General features: G+C 61.2%; 15 protein-coding genes. 13 read left to right on the top strand and 2 right to left on the bottom strand.

Annotated features, from left to right (window positions below):
• The 4 genes from G485_RS0103260 to G485_RS0103245 all read left to right on the top strand — a co-directional run bounded on the left by G485_RS0103260 (nucleotide 1) and on the right by G485_RS0103245 (nucleotide 5,374).
• Nucleotides 1–1,575, top strand: a complete 1,575-nt coding sequence (locus G485_RS0103260; protein ID WP_027091356.1) for a response regulator — start codon at nucleotides 1–3, stop codon at nucleotides 1,573–1,575.
• Nucleotides 1,576–1,662: 87 nt separating this feature from the next.
• Nucleotides 1,663–3,384, top strand: a complete 1,722-nt coding sequence (locus tag G485_RS0103255; protein WP_027091355.1) for an ABC transporter substrate-binding protein — start codon at nucleotides 1,663–1,665, stop codon at nucleotides 3,382–3,384.
• A gap of 174 nt (nucleotides 3,385–3,558) precedes the next feature.
• Nucleotides 3,559–4,449: an ABC transporter permease gene (locus tag G485_RS0103250; protein ID WP_420805719.1), complete on the top strand. Its 891-nt coding sequence runs from the start codon at nucleotides 3,559–3,561 to the stop codon at nucleotides 4,447–4,449.
• A gap of 13 nt (nucleotides 4,450–4,462) precedes the next feature.
• The gene (locus tag G485_RS0103245) at nucleotides 4,463–5,374 is read left to right on the top strand and encodes a carbohydrate ABC transporter permease (RefSeq protein ID WP_027091353.1); all 912 of its coding nucleotides are present in this window, start codon (nucleotides 4,463–4,465) and stop codon (nucleotides 5,372–5,374) included.
• Nucleotides 5,375–5,492: 118 nt separating this feature from the next.
• Here the strand turns inward: G485_RS0103245 and G485_RS0103240 are convergent, their stop codons facing one another.
• The gene (locus G485_RS0103240; RefSeq protein WP_035154556.1) at nucleotides 5,493–6,314 is read right to left on the bottom strand and encodes a DUF6492 family protein; all 822 of its coding nucleotides are present in this window, start codon (nucleotides 6,312–6,314) and stop codon (nucleotides 5,493–5,495) included.
• Between the two features lie 167 nt (nucleotides 6,315–6,481).
• On the opposite strand from G485_RS0103240, the gene G485_RS0103235 reads away from it, so the two are divergent.
• The 4 genes from G485_RS0103235 to ald all read left to right on the top strand — a co-directional run bounded on the left by G485_RS0103235 (nucleotide 6,482) and on the right by ald (nucleotide 12,332).
• A complete protein-coding gene (locus G485_RS0103235) occupies nucleotides 6,482–7,399 on the top strand; it encodes a nucleoside hydrolase (protein ID WP_027091351.1) in 918 nt (305 codons plus the stop codon).
• A gap of 935 nt (nucleotides 7,400–8,334) precedes the next feature.
• Nucleotides 8,335–9,810 (top strand): CoA-acylating methylmalonate-semialdehyde dehydrogenase, encoded by a 1,476-nt coding sequence (locus tag G485_RS0103225; RefSeq protein WP_051317980.1) that lies wholly within the window; start codon nucleotides 8,335–8,337, stop codon nucleotides 9,808–9,810.
• A 24-nt stretch (nucleotides 9,811–9,834) separates the two neighbouring features.
• Nucleotides 9,835–11,181, top strand: coding sequence for an aspartate aminotransferase family protein (locus G485_RS0103220; RefSeq protein ID WP_027091348.1), 1,347 nt, complete (start codon nucleotides 9,835–9,837; stop codon nucleotides 11,179–11,181).
• 17 nt (nucleotides 11,182–11,198) lie between these two features.
• Entirely contained in the window at nucleotides 11,199–12,332 is a 1,134-nt protein-coding gene (ald, locus tag G485_RS0103215) for an alanine dehydrogenase (protein WP_027091347.1), read from the top strand.
• A gap of 29 nt (nucleotides 12,333–12,361) precedes the next feature.
• Here ald and G485_RS0103210 read toward each other — a convergent pair whose 3' ends face one another.
• Nucleotides 12,362–14,671 carry an ATP-binding protein gene (locus G485_RS0103210; RefSeq protein WP_027091346.1) on the bottom strand — a complete coding sequence of 770 codons (2,310 nt, stop codon included), beginning with the start codon at nucleotides 14,669–14,671 and terminating at the stop codon, nucleotides 12,362–12,364.
• 295 nt (nucleotides 14,672–14,966) lie between these two features.
• On the opposite strand from G485_RS0103210, the gene G485_RS0103205 reads away from it, so the two are divergent.
• The 5 genes from G485_RS0103205 to G485_RS0103185 all read left to right on the top strand — a co-directional run bounded on the left by G485_RS0103205 (nucleotide 14,967) and on the right by G485_RS0103185 (nucleotide 20,129).
• Nucleotides 14,967–15,206, top strand: coding sequence for a hypothetical protein (locus G485_RS0103205; RefSeq protein WP_027091345.1), 240 nt, complete (start codon nucleotides 14,967–14,969; stop codon nucleotides 15,204–15,206).
• 22 nt (nucleotides 15,207–15,228) lie between these two features.
• The gene (locus tag G485_RS0103200) at nucleotides 15,229–16,221 is read left to right on the top strand and encodes a LacI family DNA-binding transcriptional regulator (RefSeq protein WP_027091344.1); all 993 of its coding nucleotides are present in this window, start codon (nucleotides 15,229–15,231) and stop codon (nucleotides 16,219–16,221) included.
• A 32-nt stretch (nucleotides 16,222–16,253) separates the two neighbouring features.
• A complete protein-coding gene (locus G485_RS0103195) occupies nucleotides 16,254–17,228 on the top strand; it encodes an N-acetylglucosamine kinase (protein ID WP_027091343.1) in 975 nt (324 codons plus the stop codon).
• Between the two features lie 21 nt (nucleotides 17,229–17,249).
• The gene (locus G485_RS0103190) at nucleotides 17,250–18,551 is read left to right on the top strand and encodes a 6-phospho-beta-glucosidase (RefSeq protein WP_027091342.1); all 1,302 of its coding nucleotides are present in this window, start codon (nucleotides 17,250–17,252) and stop codon (nucleotides 18,549–18,551) included.
• A 369-nt stretch (nucleotides 18,552–18,920) separates the two neighbouring features.
• Entirely contained in the window at nucleotides 18,921–20,129 is a 1,209-nt protein-coding gene (locus tag G485_RS0103185; protein WP_035154553.1) for a multidrug effflux MFS transporter, read from the top strand.
• The last annotated feature ends 137 nt before the right edge of the window (nucleotides 20,130–20,266 follow it).

The following is a 20,266-nucleotide window of genomic DNA, read 5'->3' as shown; positions in this document are numbered from 1 at the left end:
ATGTACAAGGCGTTGCTGGTGGACGACGAGCCGTTCGCGATCGACGCGCTCAAGCTGTTCGTCGATTGGGAGGCGCACGGCTTCGAGATATGCGGCGCCTGCGAAGACGGCGAAGAGGCGCTCGAGGCGATCGGCCGCCTCGGGCCGGATGTCGTCGTGACCGACATCCGCATGCCCGCCGTTGACGGGCTTCAACTCATCGAGCTCGCGCAAAGCCGGTACGGACGGCGGGTTCACTTTGTCGTCTTGAGCGGGTACGGCGAGTTCGAGTACGCGAGGAGCGCGCTTCGTCAAGGAGTGGCCCATTACTTGCTGAAGCCTATCGTTCCGGAAGAAGCCGCGTATGTGTTGGCCGACATCCGAAGCAAGCTGGATGCGGCGCGCGCGGCCGATTCGCTGCGCGCGCTTCGGGACAGAGAGCGGCTTGCCGCGGCGCTATCCCGTCTGCTCGAAGCGGATGGGGAAGACGCGGAGGACGCCGTTTGGGACGACGACCTCGAGGCGTTGTCCCGCCAATGCGAGGAGTGGCGCGTTCTGCTGCTCGAGGCCGAGCAGCCGGACGATGCCGGACGGGCGGTTCGCGAAGCCGCGCGCCGGCACGGCCACGCCTACGTGCCGGCCGATGCCGGGTTCGGTCCGGCGGCGGCGGTGTGCGGGACGTCCTGCTTCGCTGGGGCGGAAGCGTTCGTGAACGCGATCCGGGAGACCCTGGACCGGCCGGAGGCGCACTCCGCTTACCGGTTGGCCGTCGGTCTTCCGCAGCGGGATCTGCGGACGATACGGCACTCGTACGCGTCCGCCCTGGCCGTGCTGCAGGCCTTCTATTTCGATCGCGCACGGGACGCGGTCCGGTACGCGGAAAAGGAGCCTGCGCCGTCCGCGGCGGCAGGCTTAGGACTTGCCGACGGGCGCCCGTTTCTCGAAGCGCTCGAATGGGGCGACGGCGCGCGGCTTCGGGCGGAAGCCGCGCAGCTGCGAGAGACGCTCCGCGACGGACGGCAGAGCCCGTCCTCCGTCGCCGCGTTTCTCGACCATCTCCTCTACCGCAGCGCGCTGGTCTTGCAGCAAGCGGGCATCGATCCGGCCGAGCGGCTGCGCGAATGGGAGAGCTTCACCTCCGGCCAGGGAGCGCTCCCCAGCCTGGACGGCAGCTTCGCGGCGCTCGAGCGCTTCGCCGAAGCCGCCGCGGAGGCGATGGCGGAAGCGAGGGCGCTTCGCGGGGCGCATCCGCTGCAAGCGGCCGACCGGTACATTCGCGAGCATTTCCGGGAACCGATCAGCGTGAAGGGGCTTGCGGAAACGTTTTTCCTCAACGCGGCCTACCTGGGTCAAGCTTACCAGGCGCGTTACGGGAAGAGCGTGCTCGAGCGCGTGCACGACCTGCGGATTGCCGAAGCGCTCCGGCTGATTCGGGAGGACCCCGGACGGAAAATGGCGGACATCGCGGAAAGCGTCGGCTACGCCCATTACAACCACTTCCTGAAGCAGTTCGAGAAGCGCTGCGGGGCGAAGCCGACTTCGCTCGCGGCCGATTCGCAAAATGAGGGGGATGAACCTGAAATCCGTTCATTGTAACCGCATTCAGGAACCGGATAATAAAAAAGGAGCGGATCGAATACCGGGCGTCGGCCCGGTTCCGCAATTGCCTAAGGAGGGAATGGGATGGGGGTTCATGTCAAGCGATCGGCTCTCGCAGGCTTGAGCGCGGTATTTGCGTTCGGCCTGCTGCTGGCGGGTTGTTCGGGAAAAGGAAACGGGGAAGCGAGCCCGTCGGCGTCGGGAACGACCGGCGGATCGGCCGGCGCATCGGCTTCCGCCGGAGCTTCGGGCAACGCAAAAACGGAACCGTTTACAATTTCGGTGTTCTACGGCGCCTCGGGTCCGATTCCGACGGAGAACAACAAGATTTACAAGAAAATCAGAGACGAGCTCGGCGTTACGCTCAAGGAAGAATACCTCGTCGGCGACCTGGAGCAGAAGCTCGGCGTCATGATCGCCGGCGGCGATTATCCGGACCTCATCACGGCGTCGCCGAAGCTGACGGCCGCCAAGGCGGTCATTCCGCTGGAGGACCTGATCGAGCAATATGCGCCGAATATCAAGAAGCACTACGAGAAAGTGTGGAACATGATGAAGGACCCGTCCGACGGACACATCTACTGGCTGCCGAATTACGGGGTCTATCAGGGCAATTACGTCTCCACCTATTATTCCGGACCGGCCTTCTGGATTCAGAAGGGGGTACTGAAGGAGTTCGGCTATCCGAAGCTTAAGACGCTGGACGACTATTTCAACCTCATCGAGCAGTATAAGGCCAAACATCCGGAGATCGACGGACAGCCGACGATCGGGTTCACCACCCTCGCCTACGACTGGCGGAAGTTCCCGCTGCTGAACGCGCCGGAGCATCTGGCCGGGTATCCGAACGACGGCGGGGTCGTCGTCGATCCCAAGACGAATACCGCGCAAATTTTCGCCGACAAAGAGATCGCCAAGAAGTACTACAAGAAGCTGAACGAAGAGAACGCCAAGGGCATCATCGACAAGGAAGCTTTCGCCCAAAACTACGATCAGTATTTGGCCAAAATCTCCAGCGGCCGCGTGCTCGGCATGTTCGACCAGCACTGGAACTTCCAACAAGGCGAAGATTCGCTCGTCACCCAGCAGAAGTTCGAACGGACGTACCTGGGCATCCCGCTCGTCTACGACGACACCATCAGAGACTATTACTTGGACCGGCCGGCTTTGAACCTGCAGAACGGGTTCGGCATCTCGGTCGACGCCAAGGATCCGGTCCGCATTCTCAAGTTCCTCGATACGCTGCTCGACGAAAAGTGGTCGAAGGTGCTCAATTGGGGAATCGAGGGCGAGGACTACCTGGTGGACGACAAAGGCAAGTTCTACCGGACGCCCGAGATGCGGAATCAGCAGGAGGACGTCACCTGGAAGCAAGCGAACCGGGCTTCGTCGTTCCTCACTTATGTTCCGAAAATCGAAGGCCAATACAGCGACGGCAACGCTACCGACGCGGGAAGCCAACCGGATGAGTATTTCGCGACGTTGAAGGACATCGACAAGGAGCTGTTCTCGGCTTACGGCGTGAAGCTGCCCTCCGACTTCTTCTCGCCGGCGCCGGAAAACCGGATCTCTTACCCGGCGTGGAGCATCGACCTGATCGACGGCTCGCCGGCGAAGATCGCTTCCACGAAGCTGGAGGATCTTGGCGTCAAATATTTGCCGAAAGCGATCCTGTCCAAGCCGGAGGAGTTCGACAGCGTCTGGGACGAATATGTGAAGCAAATCGGCAAGGTCGACGTCAAGGCTTACGAGGACCGCATCAACGAGCAATTGAAGTACCGGATGGACAACTGGAGCGTGAAATAAGCACGGACGGAAGGCATGAAGAGTTCCTTCGTGCCTTCCTCATTTCAGACAATAGCCGGAAGCCGCGCGGGCGGCGAAGGCGGCGGAAGAGGAGGAAGAATCATGCAGGATACGGTCCTGGGAAGCGATGCCCCGAGACGGACGGAGCGACGGACCGGCACGATCCGGAAGCGGATGTGGAGTCAGCGGCAGCTCATTTGGATGTCGTTTCCTTTGCTCATCTATATCGTATTGTTCGCTTACGTCCCGATTTGGGGCTGGTTGATGGCTTTTCAACAATATCGGCCGGGCTTCTCGGTGTTCAACCAGCAATGGGTGGGATGGGATCAGTTCCACTTCCTGTTCTCGGACGAAGGCTTCCTTCAGGTGCTCCGGAACACCGTGGCAATGAGCCTGATCAACATGGTGCTCGGGTTCGTGACGGCGATCGGCTTCGCGATTCTGCTCAACGAAATCCGGAAGTCGCTGGCGAAGCGCTTTATTCAGACGATCTCGTACTTGCCCCACTTCCTCTCGTGGGTGATCGTGACGGGCATCGTCGCGACGTCGCTCTCGACCGAGGACGGCATCGTCAACATCGTGCTCATGAAGCTGCACCTGATCGATTCGCCGATTTTATGGCTCGGCGAAGGCAAATATTTCTGGGGCATCGTCGGCGCCTCGCACGTGTGGAAGGAAGTCGGCTGGAACGCCATCATCTATTTGGCCGCGATCGCCTCGGTCGATCCGTCCCTCTACGAAGCCGCGGAGATCGACGGCGCGAACCGGTACCGGAAAATGCTGCACATTACGCTGCCCGGCATCAAGCCCGTCATCATTATTCTGCTCATCATGAACCTGGGCCACATTCTGGATGCGGGGTTCGAGGTGCAATATTTGCTCGGCAACGGGCAGGTGGTCGACTGGTCGCAAACGATCGACATCTTCGTGCTGAAGTACGGCCTGAAGGTCGGCAATTATTCGCTCGCGACCGCGGCCGGCATGTTCAAAACCGTCGTCAGCATCGTTCTGCTGTTCCTGGCCAATTCCATCGCCAAGCGTCTCGGCGAAGAACGATTGATTTAAAGGGGAGTTCCGAATGCCGACAGCCAAAAGACAGCTGCAAGCCGAGCCGCTCATTTTCCACACGGTCAACTATTTGATCATGCTGTTCGTCGTCGTCGTGACGGTGTATCCGTTCCTGAATACGCTCGCGGTCTCCTTCAACGAAGGAACCGACACGACGCGCGGAGGCATCTACCTCTGGCCCCGCTACTGGACGCTTCAAAACTACGAGGCGGTGTTCATCACGGGGCATATCGGCCATGCGTTCTGGATCTCCGTCGCCCGCACCGTTATCGGCACCGTGCTCGGCGTTTTCCTGACGTCCATGCTCGCCTACGTGCTGAGCCGTCCGGAATTCATGTTCCGCAAGTTCATTACGACCGTGTTCGTGCTCACGATGTATTTCAGCGCGGGCCTCATTCCGACGTACTTCCTGATCAAGGACTTGCATCTGCTGAACACGTTTCTGGTCTACATTTTGCCGGGGCTCATCAGCGCCTTCAACCTGATCGTCATCCGGACGTACATCCGGACGCTGCCGGAGAGCCTCGTGGAATCGGCGAAAATCGACGGGGCGGGGGACTTCCGCATTTACCTCAGCGTCATTTTGCCGCTCTGCACCCCGGTGCTGGCGACCGTCGCCCTGTTCATCGCGGTCGGCCAGTGGAACTCCTGGTTCGACACCTTCCTGTACGCGTCCTCCAAACAAGATTTGAGCACGTTGCAATACGAGCTGATGAAGCTGCTCTCCTCGACGATGAATTCGAACGGCAATCCGGGTCTTGCCGCCGGCGTCAATCACGATCCTTCGACGACCGGCATGGTGACGCCTCTGTCGATCCGGGCCGCGATCACGATCGTGGCGGCGGTGCCGATTCTCGTCGTGTATCCGTTCCTGCAGAAGTATTTCGTCGCGGGAATGCAACTGGGGAGCGTGAAGGAATAGCGGCACATCGATCTCATTCATCCAATCGGGAAAGGGGAATGATCGTGGTACGGCCGGGGCGACACGGTGCAGGGATAAAAGGCGTTCGCCGCGCCCGGTCCGGCTTGGACGGCAGAGCCTATCTAGACCGTTTGCGCGAGTAAGCTTTCCGCTGGTGAAAAGAGAGCGACCGGAATTTGCCCGCCAGCCGTCTCAACTCTGAGGAGGACAAGGAAGCGAAGCTGCGGTGGATATGCTTGTTGCGGGCTTTTCTCAGCATCGCTGCGGACGGGTCGGACGCATAGACGAAGTTGCCGTACGTCTCGAATTCGGAGAAGCCGAACGGCTTGGTCTTGTCGATGCTCTTCAGGATCGCCTTGTACCACTTCGTTCCGTGCTTGCGCTCGATCGTTTTTTTCAACCGGGCCAGCTTCTTCTTCTCGAACAGCATGTAGTGCGTCACGAAGGAAGAACGCGCGGGAGCCCGGCCTCCAAGCAGTTTGCGATACGTTCGGAAATATTCCGGCTGGCTCCAATTGCGGCAATAGAAGATCGTCTTGGAACCGGTCAGGAACCGATGCGGCCGAATGAACACGGTGTCGGCGTCGACGACCAGAAAGCAGGGGCGGGAGGCGACGGTGTCCCCGCTCAGCTTTAATAGCTGCTGATAAAGCCAGCCGGAACGCTCGAACGTCTTGGAGCGGTATCCGATCCGGCTTTTTTTCAGGTCCAAAACGGAGCTTTCGTGAACGAATTTGCATTTTTTGCGGCGGCACAACCGTCGGATCCGCTCGCTCTCGGGCGAGACGATGTAGATGGAGCCGATAGGGTGCCCAACGTGCTTGCGGATGCTGTCAATGGTGTGGGGGAGCGTGGCGAGATCCTTCTCGATGGCGGGAATGAGGACGTCAATGGCCTTGCTTGAGCCGATACCTGCCGTTCGGATCGCTTTTGGGGTCATTTGGGCTTTTCCGTCCCTTCTGTAAGATGCGCGCAGAAATCGCTGCGACATCCTATGATTGCGCGTTCGGCCGGGTGAAACGATTAGGCGGCGTTGGGCGGAAAAGGCCAAAATATGATATGTTGAGTAAAGCATCGATTTTGCTTAACGAACAGGGAGGTTATCCATTGACTGCCAAACCGATCATACTGGATGTCGACACCGGCGTAGACGACGCGTTGGCCATCGCTTACGCCATCCGTTCCCCCGAGCTGGACGTGCTTGGACTCACGACGACGTTCGGCAACATCACCGTGAAGGAAGCGACCCGCAACTCCCTCATCGTGTTGGAAAAGCTGGGCAGCGACGTCCCCGTCGCGTCGGGAGCGGAGCAGCCGCTTCGCCGCGTGAAGACGGATTACCCGAGGCACATCCACGGCGAGCACGGGCTTGGCGGGGCCGAATGGGTCGAACCGAAGCGGAAGCCGCTGCCGACGCCCGCCGTCGACTTCATCATCGAGCAGGTCCGCGCGCGCGAGGGCCAAGTGACGCTCGTCTTCGTAGGTCCGCTTACCAATTTGGCATTAGCCGTGCAGAAGGATCCGGGCATCGCCGGCCTCGTCGATCAGGTCGTCATCATGGGCGGCGCCGTCCGGAGGCGGGGCAATGTGACCCCGTATGCGGAAGCGAATATCTACAGCGACCCGGAAGCGGCGGATATCGTGTTCCGTTCGGGATTGCCGATTACGCTGGTCGGGCTCGACGTGACGATGAGAACGCTGCTGCCTTCCTCCCGCGTGCAAGTTTGGAGAGAGCGGAGCGGGGAGCTGGGACGGTATTTCGCGGATATGACGGATTTCTATATCGATTTCTACGAAAAGGGTTATCCCGGCATCGGCGGATGCGCGCTGCACGACCCGCTGGCGATCGGCGTCGTGATCGATCCGAGCTTCGTGACGCTGGAGCGCATGCGGATCGTCGTCGACACCGAGGGCGAGACGCTGGCGCGGACGGCCGAGCAGCCGGGCGGCGAGCCCAACGTCAGCGTATGCGTGGATGTTCAGGAGGAGCGGTTTTTGGAGCATTTCCTGAGCCGGGTTATTTAAGAGAGAGCAGATGGAGGAGCCGCTTCGCGCCGATGGCGAAGCGGCTTCTTGGCGTATGGACCGGCACGGCGGTGTGCCAGAAGCGGTTCGCGAAAGCAGCTTGCCCCCTTCACTCCACCCCTTGAGCCGATCTTCGCTCGAGCGTTTCCCCCTCCCTTGCGAAGTGTTCGGATTTCTGCTCGGTCATGCTCCATGAAGCTCTAAAGACGCCGAAGACATGTTTGCTTGTGGAAAAATAGCCCCGTATACTTATGCGCTTCCCTCTGCGGCATCTAAACCGTCAAACAAAGTTGCTCCCCAAACGTCCGCGTACATGGCGTCTTCTTCGTCTGAACATGTCCGCAGCTTATTTTGGCGGAGCTTGGCGTGGCAGAAGCTTACGAACTTCAGACACGTTATTTCGCGTTGCAAAGCCTGTAGGAGCAGCTTAACGAACCGGACATGCCTTATTTGCTTGCAGAAGGGCTTCATACCAGTAAAATCCGTACGATAGCGGTTCTCAGATTCGTTAGGGTGTTGAGAACGCGGATTTTGGGTCGGATAGCGGTTGCTGAGTTCGTTAGCTCGATCGGCTCCCGGAGGAAGGCCGGCCGGCGGTGTGCGAACTTCCCGGAGCTCTCGAGGCAGGGGAGATCGTTGCGAAGGTCGCGGGGTGTCCGGTATGAGGCGTCTGAGGAGCGGGGATAAGCCGGAGATAAGCCGGGATAAGCAGGGGGATGAGCCGGGGATAAACCGGGAAAGGTGCCGAATACAGGCATCTGTCACGTCATAACTATGCAATAAAACTTAACGCAATATTCGATCCGCCCGCCGTGTACGCCTAGGCCCCTTTATTTTTTAACGTATTGTCTAATGCGGTCCCCATCTCGGGCGATATAATTGGGATGAAACCTCACACGAACGATGGCGGGGCATCCGAAAGGAGCGAATGAAGGATGAACGATACCGCAGCGAAGCCGAAGGCGCAGGGAACGAAGCTTCGCAATTATATCGGCGGAGTCTGGGCGGAGTCCGCCGCCTCCCGCTACGAGAGCGTGCCGAACCCGGCGACGGGAGAGACGCTCGCGGAGGTGCCGATCTCCGCGAGGGCGGAGCTGGACGCGGCGGTCGAAGCCGCGCATCGGGCGTTCCCCGGCTGGAGCAAGACGGCGGTGCCGCGCCGGGCGCGCATTCTGTTCCGCTACCAGCAGCTGCTGACGGAGCATTGGGAAGAGCTCGCCCGCTTGGTGACGCTGGAGAACGGCAAGAGCTATACGGAAGCGCACGGAGAAGTGCAGCGCGGCATCGAATGCGTCGAATTCGCCGCCGGAGCGCCGACGCTGATGATGGGCAGCCAGCTTCCGGACATCGCGACGGGCATCGAATCCGGCCTGTACCGCTACCCGCTCGGGGTCGTCGGCGGCATTACGCCGTTCAACTTCCCGATGATGGTGCCGTGCTGGATGTTCCCGCTCGCCATCGCCTGCGGCAATACGTTCGTGCTGAAGCCCTCCGAACGGACGCCTTTGCTTGCCTGTCGGCTGGCGGAGCTGTTCGCGGAAGCGGGGCTGCCCGCCGGCGTGCTCAATATCGTTCACGGCGCGCACGACGTGGTGAACGGACTGCTGGAGAACGAGAAGGTGAAGGCGATCTCGTTCGTCGGCTCGCAGCCGGTCGCCGAGTACATTTACAAGACGGCGGCGGCCGGCGGCAAGCGGGTTCAAGCGCTCGCCGGCGCCAAAAACCACTCCATCGTCATGCCCGACGCGGACCTGGACAACGCCGTCAGCAACATTATTAGCGCCGCGTTCGGATCGGCGGGCGAGCGCTGCATGGCGGCGTCGGTCGTCGTCGCGGTGGGCGGCGTGGCCGACGAGCTCGTCTCGCGCCTGGCGAAAGCGGCGGACGAGATTCGGATCGGCAACGGGCTGGAGGAGGGCGTCTTCCTCGGCCCGGTCATCCGCGAGGAGAACAAGGCGCGCACGATCCGCTACATCGAGAGCGGCGTGGCGGAAGGAGCCGAGCTCGTTCGCGACGGAAGGCTGGACGAAGCGGTATCGGGTAAGGGTTATTTCGTCGGGCCGACGATTTTCGACCGGGTCCGGCCGGGGATGAAAATTTGGACGGACGAGATTTTCGCGCCGGTGCTGTCCGTCGTCCGGGCCCGCGATTTGACGGAGGCGATCGCGATCGCCAACGCATCCGAATTCGCGAACGGGGCGTGCTTGTACACCGACAGCGCCAAGGCCGTCCGGCAGTTCCGCGACGAGATCGACGCCGGGATGCTGGGCGTCAACCTGGGCGTCCCCGCGCCGATGGCGTTCTTCCCTTTTTCCGGCTACAAGAAATCGTTCTACGGCGACCTGCATGCGAACGGCAGGGACGGCGTCGAATTTTACACCCGCAAAAAAATGCTGACGGCACGCTACTAATCCGGCTGGAGGAGGAATGAGAGAATGATTACCGAGAACGAAGGGCTGCTCGCGAAGGACCGGAAGTACGTCTGGCATGCGATGGCGTCCTACAATGAGAAGTCTCCTCCGTTGATCGCCGAGGAGGGGCGCGGCTCCTGGATTACGGACGTGGACGGCAACCGCTATCTGGACGCCATGTCCGGACTGTGGTGCGTCAACGTCGGCTACGGGCGGGAGGAGCTGGCCAAGGCCGCTTACGACCAGATGGTCAAGCTGAGCTATTTTCCCCTGACGCAGAGCCACAAGCCCGCCATCCGGCTGGCCGAGAAGCTGAACGAATGGCTGGAGGACGACTACGTCGTTTTCTTCTCCAACAGCGGCTCGGACGCGAACGAGGTGGCGTTCAAAATCGTCAGGCAATACTACCAGCAGATCGGCGAGCACAGCCGCTACAAATTCATCTCGCGCTATCGGGCCTACCACGGCAACTCGATGGGGGCGCTCGCCGCCTCCGGACAAGCGCAGCGCAAATTCCGCTATGAGCCTCTCGCCTCGGGGTTCCTGCACGTCAGCCCGCCGGACAGCTATCGCCGGCCGGAAGGGATGACGGAGGAGCAGTTCAATTTGCAGTGCGCCCGCGAGATCGAGAACACGATCGTCTGGGAAGGCCGGGAGACGGTCGCCGCCGTCATTATGGAACCGGCGATCACCGGCGGGGGCGTTCTCGTTCCGCATCAGGTCTACATGGACGAGGTGCAGCGGATTTGCCGGAAATACGGCGTGCTGCTCATTATCGACGAAGTCATTTGCGGGTTCGGGCGCTCGGGACGGAAGTTCGGGCATATGAACTTCGGCGTGAAGCCGGACATCGTGACGATGGCCAAGGGGCTGACCAGCGCCTACTTGCCGTTGTCCGCGACGGCGGTGCGCAAGGACATTTACGAAGCTTTTCAGGGTGGGGCCGAATACAGCCACTTCCGCCACGTGAGCACGTTCGGGGGCAATCCGGCCGCCTGCGCGCTGTCGCTGAAGAATTTAGAAATCATGGAACGGGAAAATCTAGTGGAGAGATCCCGCTATTTGGGCGAGAAGCTGGCGGAGGAGATAGGCGAGCTGCGGAATCATCCGCTCGTCGGAGACATTCGCCGATTCGGGTTTCTGATGGGCATCGAGCTGGTGAGCGACAAGACGACGAAGGAACCGCTTCCGCTGCCGGACGTCGCCCGGATCATCGCCGGCTGCAAGGCCAAAGGGCTGATCATTGGGAAGAACGGGGATACCGTCGCCGGATATAATAATGTGTTGACGTTCTCTCCTCCGTTGTCTTCGACGGACGAGGATCTGGCCTTTATCGTCGGCACGTTCAAAGAAGTCATGCGCCAATCGTAAAAGCGGGAGGGGTCGCCATGCGCATCGGAGTACCGAAGGAGATCAAAAACAACGAGAGCCGCGTCGGCCTGACGCCCGGGACGGTCGTATCGTACGTCCGGGCGGGCCACGAGGTGCTCGTGGAGACGAATGCGGGGGCCGGCGTAGGCTATGCGGACAAGGATTACGCGGAGGCCGGCGCCCGAATCGTGGAGACGGCTTCGGAGGCCTGGTCCGCGGATATGGTCGTGAAAGTGAAGGAACCGCTGAAGGAGGAGTTCGGCTTTTTCCGCGAAGGGTTGATTCTGTACACGTATCTTCACCTGGCGCCGGAATACGAGCTGACGAAAGCGCTGGTCGACCGCAAGGTAACGGCGATCGCGTACGAGACGATTCAACTGAGCGACGGCAGCTTGCCTCTGCTGACGCCGATGAGCGAAGTGGCGGGGCGGATGTCGATTCAGATCGGGGCGCATTTCCTGGAGAAGGCGCACGGCGGCAAGGGGGTGCTGATGAGCGGCGTCCCGGGCGTCGCCCCGGCGAAAGTCGCCATCGTGGGCGGCGGGATCGTCGGAACGAATGCGGCCCGCATCGCGCTGGGGCTCGGGGCGGACGTCAGCATCCTCGATATTAACGCCGACCGCCTGCGCCATCTCGACGATCTGTTCCAGGGCCGCGTCAAGACGCTGATGTCGAACCACCACAACATCGGCGAGGCGGTCCGGTCCGCGGATCTGGTCGTCGGCGCGGTGCTCATTCCCGGCGCGCGCGCGCCCCGCCTCGTCACGGAGGAGATGGTGCGCGCCATGTCGCCCGGCTCGGTCATCGTCGACGTGGCGATCGATCAGGGCGGGTCGATCGAGACGATCGACCGGATCACGACGCACGACGATCCGATCTACATCAAGCACGGCGTCGTTCACTACGCCGTCGCCAACATGCCGGGCGCCGTCGCCCGCACGTCGACGATCGCGCTGACGAACGTCACCGCGCCGTACGGCTTGCTGATCGCGGGCAAGGGCTACCGCCAAGCCGCATTGGACAACCCGGCGCTCGCCAAGGGCATCAATACGGCCCAAGGGAAAATCACCTTCAAGGCGGTCGCGGAGGCGCACGGGTACGAGCATGCCGACATTTACGAAGTGCTCAGAAGTTCGGCGGTGTCGGCCTGACACATCGAGGGGAAGCGGGGACGCTCCGGCTAAGGAAGAACGCGGCCGGGGAAGTCCGCACGCTTCCCTTCGCTCGCGAGCGGGAGACGGACCTCCACCCGGGTTCCCTCCCCCGGCTTGCTGTCGAACGCCATCGTCCCCTTATGGTTCGAGATAATTTGCTGGCTGACCATCAGACCGAGGCCGTTGCCGTTCTCCTTCGTCGAATAGAAAGGCTCGCCGAGACGGGGAAGATGCTCCTCCGCGATGCCTTCGCCCTCGTCGGCAATCCGGACGACGATCTCCCCGTTCTCCGGTTCCGCGTAAGCCTCCACCAGCAGCAAGCCCCCATCCGGCATCGCTTCGATGCCGTTCTTCAGCAGGTTCAGGAACACCTGCTTCAATTGGTTGGCCTCGCACCAGATGGAGGGAAGGTCGGCCGAGAACCGGGTTTCGATCTGGACGTTGGTCATCCGCGCCTGCGAATCGAGCAGCAGGGTGATATCCAGCACGATGTCCGCGATCGGCGCATAGCGGAAGCGGTCGGCTTGCGGCTTCGCGAAGACGAGCAGCTCGCTGACGATATAATTGATCCGGTCCAGCTCCGACAGCATGATCTGCAAGTAGGAAGGCGCCAGCGAGCCTTGCTTCTGCTGCAGCTGCACGAAGCCTCTTAGCGTGGTCAGCGGATTGCGGATTTCGTGGGCGATGCCGGCGGCAAGCTGGCCGACGGCGGACAATTTCTCCGACCGGCGGAGAAGCTCCTCCGTTTCCTTCCGCGCCGTAATATTGCGCGAGATAGTGGCCACGGCGACGATGGCCTCCGATTCGTCCCGGATGGAGGAGACGGTCAGGCTGACGTCGAACGGCTTGCCGTCCTTGGCGAACCGGACGGTCTCCAGGTCGGCGACCGAGCCGCCTTTGAGCACCGTGTCCCATACTTCCGCAAATTCCTTCTCCTGCTCCTTCGGAACGTTGCGCAAGACGTTGCCGACGATCTCCTTCTCGCTCCAGCCGTACATCGTCTCGAAGGCGCGGTTGACCTGCATGACGCGCCCTTCGAGGTCGGATACGTGAATCGCGTCTGACGTATGATTGACGAACGATTCCAAATACTGCTTCGTGCTGCGCAGCTCTTCCGCAGATTCTTGCAGCCGCGACATGTAATGCTGGAGGCTGTCTCCCATGGCGTTGATCCGGTCGGCGAGCAGGCCCAATTCGTCTTTGGTCTTGACCTTCAGCTTGCTGCCGAAGCGGCCTTGGGCGATCTCGTTGACCGTCGCCAGGATGCGGTTCACCGGGCGAAGCATCAGGCCGGCGAGCAGGTAGCTGGCCACGAGCGCCGTCACGGTCAGCACCGAGGAGATGATGACATGGACGGTCAGCTGATGGTTGACTTGCTTGCGGATCGAATCCCCGTTGAAGCTGAAGCCGATGACGTAGCGGGAGGGACCGGAAATGGGGATGAAGCTCTTGATCACCTTGACGCCGCCGAATTGCCGCTGAACGGTGACCATCTCGCCCGTCTCGGACGCCTTCATAATGTTCTCCGTGTCGCTCGGATCGCTGAACCGGTATGACCCGAACAGAATGTCGCGCACGTCGAGATTGTAGACCGGTTTGCCTTTCTTATATTTAATAATCTTCTCTTTGCCGAAAAACTGCGGGTCGAACCCCGTTATATCGAGCACGTCCGGGTTGTCCCGCATAATCTTGCCGATGACCGCCTCGGTGCCGGACGTCTCCTCGTAGTCCAGAAACTGCTTCGCGTCGATGAAGGGGTTAATGATATAATTCGTCGTTCCGTCGTAGTAATATCCCCATTTGTTTATGTGGTCGGGATTGCTGGTGGCGAAGTTGATCGGCCCGGACCAGTAGTGCTCCAGCTTCTGGCCCTGGGGGATCGTCACATTCCGCTTGTCGAACAGCTGGTTGAACGCCGTGAACCAGTAGTCCCAAGTTCGCGAGCTCTGGCCCAGCTCATCCGGGTCGGAGGACTTGGCCGCGACGATATCGCCGTCCTCCTTCCGGACCCACAGCGTAATCTGATCGACGCCCAGCTCCCGGCTCAATTGCACCAATTCTTCGTTGCTGACGCGGTCGATGTCGGGATCGAGCCGCCCCTTGGCGGCGATCGCCGCGTTCCGCAGCATGACGCCGGAAGTCTCCTCCATGTTCCTCCTGGATAACTGGGTCGCCTCGACCGTCGCTCCGACCTGCTTGGCGATGACCTTCATCTGCTGCTCCGTTCGGGCTTCCAGGTCGGCACTGGTCGATGCGTAGTAGATAGATATATTAAGGATAAGAATCGCCGCTACCAGCGCGAAAATGAAAATCGAAAGCTTGGCTTTAATGGACAAGGGACTTCCTCCGGTCTAAGATGTCTGTGGTATCATTAGACAACGACGGTCCTCATCTGTCAATTGGAGCGAATGGTTGTCGGTATTCGACAAAAATTAAAGCGTTTAAACTTTTTGTTGAAATCGGTTGCAGAGTTGGAATAAAATAGACGCATGAAAGAGTGGTTTTTCGTTTCCGCCGGCTTTAAAAGTTAAAGCGTTTTAACTTTTTGTGAGAGTTTGGCGAGAAATGACAGCCGTTTTTTGCTCGCGAACCGTGCGTTGCAAGACGTAGGGCTTCGAGTCGTACAACCGCTTGATCTCGAACGATTCGCAGATCAACGAGCTGTTTATCAACGAGCTGACCGGCGTGGAGAACGGCGACCGGAAGGCCGAGGACGTTCTTCCCGTTATCGAGGATAAGCTCACGAAGCTGCCGGGACACGTGAACAAACAATGGCGAATCGGGAGGGGCGCGTCCGAATCGCGGACTCGTTCCTCCTTCGTTGCTCCAGTGCGTCCGCGCGGCATATGGTACTGTAAGGGTATACACTGATGTTCCGGGAGCTGTTGGGAGTATGAAAGTAAGCATTTTCGACGTGGCGAAGAAGGCGGGTCTGTCCGTCGTGACCGTATCCAGAGTGCTGAACAACGCCTCTTCCGTCCGGGAGAAAAACCGGGAGAAAGTGCTGCAGGCGATGAAAGAGCTGGATTATCAGCCGAACGCCGCGGCGCGCAGCCTGGCCAGAGGCCGAACCGGCGTCATCGGCCTGGCGCTCACGACGCTGAACGATTCCGTCTTCGACGCCGTCGTCAAGGAGGTCGGCGACCGGCTGGCGGAACGGGGGTATTTCCTCGCCATGTCCATCGCAGGGTACGAGGATTCTTCCTTTCATCGGACGCTCTTCCAGGAGGATCGCGTGGACGGCGTCATCCTGCTGTCTCCGCTCCGCGAGGAAGAATACGTGCTCGAGCTCAAGAAGAAAAAAATTCCGTTCGTCCTGCTGGACAATCAGCTTCGCGCTTCCCAGGCCCCATCCGTTATCGTGGACAACTACAAGGGGGGCTACGACGCCGCGCGGCATCTGATCGAGCTCGGCCATACGCGCATCGCGCACATTGCCGGACCGGACTGGTTCCTCAGCAGCAAGGAGCGCGAGAGGGGGTTCCGGGCGGCGCTAACGGAAGCGGGCTTGCAGCCCTTCGGCGTCGAGCGGGGGACGTTTGAGATCTCGTCCGGCTACGCGATCGCCCGGCGCTGGATCGAGGCGGGGAGCCTTCCGACCGCCGTGTTCGCCGCGGACGACTATATCGCGCTCGGCGTCATGGACGCGATGAAAAACGAAGGAATCCGCGTGCCGCAGGATCTGTCGATCGTCGGCTTCGACGACCAGATCATCGCGTCCCAATTCCGGCCGATGCTGACGACGATCCGCCAGCCGGCCGAACAGATCGGCAAGCACGGCGTCGACCTGCTGCTGAAGTGGATCGACGGCTCTTCGCGGCGGAACGCCACCGTACAGCTGGAGCCGGAGCTGATCGTGAGGGAATCGACAGCACGAATAACCTGACCGCCGCAATGCGGTAATGAGAGGTCTAATCGATGAGCTACTATTTGGGAGTGGACGGCGGGGGCAGCAAAACGTACGCCCTGATCGCCGACGGGCAAGGAAATATCGTGGGCACGGGCTCGAGCGGCAACGGCAATCATCAGCTGGGGTACGAGCAGGCGAGGCGGCATATCGGGGAAGCGGTGGGTCAGGCTCTAGCGTCCGCGAGACTCTCCCCGGAGCAGATCGACAGGGCTTGCTTCGGCCTCGCCGGAGCGGACCGGGAGGCGGACTTCCGCATTCTGCGCCCGATGATTGCGGAGCTGGGGATACCGCAGCACGACATCGTCTGCGATACGATGATCGGGCTGCGGGCGGGAACGAGCCGCTCGTACGGGGTCGTTCTCATCTGCGGCAGCGGGACGAACAGCGCGGGACGCAATCCTGCGGGGGAGACGTACCAATGCGGCGGCTTCTCGTACCTGTTCGGGGACTTCGGCGGCGGCGGTTCGCTGTCCGTCGAGGCGTTTCGCTCGGTCATCCGCGCCTGGGACGGCCGGGAGCAGCCGACGCTGCTGACGGAGCTGGTGCTCGGGAGCCTGGGCTACGATTCCGTGCAGGCGATGTTCGACGACTATCTGGACCATGTGAAGACGCCGCCCCGCGACTTGACGAAGCTGCTGTTCGAAGCCGCGAATCGGGGCGACGCCGTCGCGTCGGACATCTTGCGGCGGCAAGGCGTCGAGCTGGGCAAATCCGCTTCCGCGGTCATTCGCAGGCTCGGCATGGAAGAAGAGGCGTTCGACGTCGTGCTCGCCGGGAGCGTGCTGATGCGGGGAGAGGGCGATTACGTCGTCGAGCCGATCCGGGAGGCGGTGCGGGGCGCCGCGCCGGACGCTTCGGTCGTCAAGCTGGAGACGGAGCCCGTCGTCGGTGCGGTTTGGATGGCTTGCGAAGCCGCCGGGCAGGCGCTGCCGGGCGAGCTTTTCGAGCGTCTGCGGGTCGTCAAGGACTTTCAACAAATTTAAACGGACAGGATGTGCATCCAGATGGCAGAAGGCCTCAAAATCGCCGTCATCGGCGGCGGTTCTTCCTATACGCCGGAAATCGTCGAAGGATTCATTCGCAAATACGATTCGCTGCCCGTTCGGGAGCTGTGGCTGGTCGACATCGAGGAAGGCCGGCATAAGCTGGAGATTGTCGGCGCATTGGCGCAGCGTATGGTGGCTCGCTCGGGGCTGCCGATTCAGGTTCACTTGACGCTCGACCGCCGCAAGGCGATCGAGGGAGCCGATTTTGTCTCCACGCAGTTGAGGGTAGGCTTGCTCGAAGCGCGCAAATGGGATGAGCATATCCCGAATCTTCATGGCGTCATCGGCCAGGAGACGACGGGTCCCGGCGGGATGATGAAGGCGCTGCGCACGATTCCGGTGCTGCTCGACATCTGCAGGGATATCGAGGAGCTAAGCCCCAACGCTTGGCTGCTCAATTTCACCAATCCGGCCGGGATGGTGACCGAAGCGATCCATCGCCATTCCCGCGTCCGCAGCATCGGCCTGTGCAACGCCCCGATCGGGCTGCAGAAGTGGCTGAGCGGCAAATACGGCGTCTCGGCCGAGCGGATTTTCACCGAATTCGTCGGACTCAATCATTTGCACTGGGTGACGCGGATCGAAGTGAACGGCGAAGACAAGCTGCCGGAGCTGTTGAACCGCCGCGAGGAATATTCGGGCAAGAACGTGCCGGCCACCGAATGGGATGCGGACTTCCTGCGCTCGTTCGGCGGATTGCCCTCTTATTATTTGAAGTACTATTACATGACGGACGCCATGCTGGCGGAGCAGCTCGAATCGCTGCGGGCGAACGGAACCCGGGCGGAAGTGGTGAAGCGGGTCGAAGACGAGCTGTTCGAGCTGTACAAGGACCCGAATTTGCAGGAGAAGCCGAAGCAGCTCGAGAAGCGCGGAGGCGCTTATTATTCGGAAGCGGCCGTCCATTTGATGGAATCGCTGCACAACGACAGGCGGGACATCCAGACGCTGAACGTCGCCAACGGGGGGACGCTGGATTTTCTGCCGAAGGACGCTTGCATCGAGGTCAACTGCGTCGTGACCGGTCAAGGGCCGCTGCCTTTGCCGGTGACGCGGGTGCCGGAACAGGCGAAGGGACTCATTCATGCGGTGAAAACGTACGAGCGGCTGACGATCGCGGCGGCGGTGGAAGGGAGCCGTGATTTGGCGCTCCAGGCGATGGCGGCGCATCCGCTCGTTCCGTCCGTCGGCGTCGCCAAAGTGCTGCTGGCGGAGATGCTGGAACGCAATCGGCCTTATTTGCCGGCCTTTTTCAAGTGATTGCGCTGATGGATGAGTCGGGGGAACCGTCCCGCGGCCGGGTGCGGTTTGCGGGCCGTTCGGGCGGGACGGCTGAGGCTGATTCGTTAGCGGTCCGGCGCTCGTGGGGGTGCTGAGGCCGATGCGGGTACAATCTGCGGCTGGTGGAAAGCGTGCAACGATCCGTGGGAGCGCAATCGGCGGATCGGGCCGCTATTGTCGGGTTACAGCGCCCCACGGAGCCAGTCGAGCAACTTCTCTGGTTACGAAGCGGCGGCCTCCACTGCAACTTCTGGTTTCTTCCTGCGCATTGACGGTGCCTACCGTTGTAACTATAATTCTTGCAGCAAGAGCATCTTCATCCTCATCGTACAGGAAAGGCTGGACTTCATGAATCAATCGATCTCGGCTTCGGCTTTGCAAGGCAAGCGGAGACTGGGGACTGCGGCCATTCTCGGCCTCTTGTCGGCTTTCGGGCCTTTCTCGCTCGACATGTACCTGCCCGCTTTGCCCATGGTGGCGGACGACCTCCAGAGCAGCGCCTCGCTCACCCAGCTCAGCCTGACGGCTTGCCTGGTCGGCCTCGCGCTCGGCCAACTGCTCGTAGGCCCTTTCAGCGACGTCCGGGGCAGGCGCGTTCCGCTCGCGGCGGGCCTCATCCTGTATACCGTCGTTTCGCTGCTATGTCTCTTAAGTCCGTCGATCTGGTCGTTCGTCGGGCTTCGTTTCGTGCAGGGGCTTGCCGGTTCGGCCGGGATTGTGCTCTCCCGCGCGGTCGCCAGGGATATGTACTCCGGCACCGAGCTGACCAAATTTTTCTCCCTGCTCATGCTGGTCAACGGGGCGGCGCCGATTGTGGCTCCCGTAGCCGGCGGCCAACTGCTGCACATTACCGACTGGCGCGGCGTCTTCCTTGTGCTCAGCCTGATCGGCGCCGCCTCGCTGGTCGCCGTCCTGTTCGGCCTCCCGGAGACGCTGCCCCCCGCCAAGCGGACCAAAGGCGGGCTCCCGGAGACGCTGCGTACGATCGCCCGGATTACACGCGACCGCGAGTTCATGGGATATGCCCTGGCGCAAGGCTTGGTGTCCGCAGCCATGTTCGCCTATATCTCGGGCTCGCCGTTCGTGCTGGAAGACTTGTACGGCGTCTCCGCGCAGACGTTCAGCGCGATCTTCGCGACCAACGGCGCCGGCATCATCGTCGCGAGCCAGCTTGCCGGCCGTCTGGCGGGCCGGGTAGGCGAACGCAAACTGCTCATCGCCGGTCTATTCATCGCGGCGGCGGGGGGCATCTCGCTGCTGGCGGCGATTGCGTCTGGAGCGGGTTTGTGGGCCATTCTCCCGCTGCTGTTCGTCGTCGTCTCCTGCGTCGGTCTGGTCGGCACGGCCTCGTTCCCCCTCGCCATGCGCAACCAGGGCCAATCCGCAGGGAGCGCATCGGCGCTGCTCGGCGTCTTGTCCTATATTTTCGGCGGCGTCGTCATGCCGCTCGTCGGCCTCGGCGGCAGCCAAACCGCCATGCCGATGGGCATCATCATCGCGGCCGCGGACGTGCTGGCGGTTGCGGCGTTTTTCACGCTGGTCGGCCGGCGGCGGTAGTTGACCCGGCGGTACATCGACGATCCCGTGCGGGAGTGCCGACGAAGAGCCGAATTCGGCGCACAATATCGCCATTACGAGCCGGCGCAGTTATGACGTTCGCGGCGCAAGTGCCGAACATTCCGGCGGCCATGGCC

Origin of the sequence: Cohnella thermotolerans DSM 17683 (assembly GCF_000429825.1) — a bacterium.
GTDB lineage: Bacteria > Bacillota > Bacilli > Paenibacillales > Paenibacillaceae > Cohnella > Cohnella thermotolerans.
This window is presented reverse-complemented; position numbering and strand designations above follow the sequence as displayed.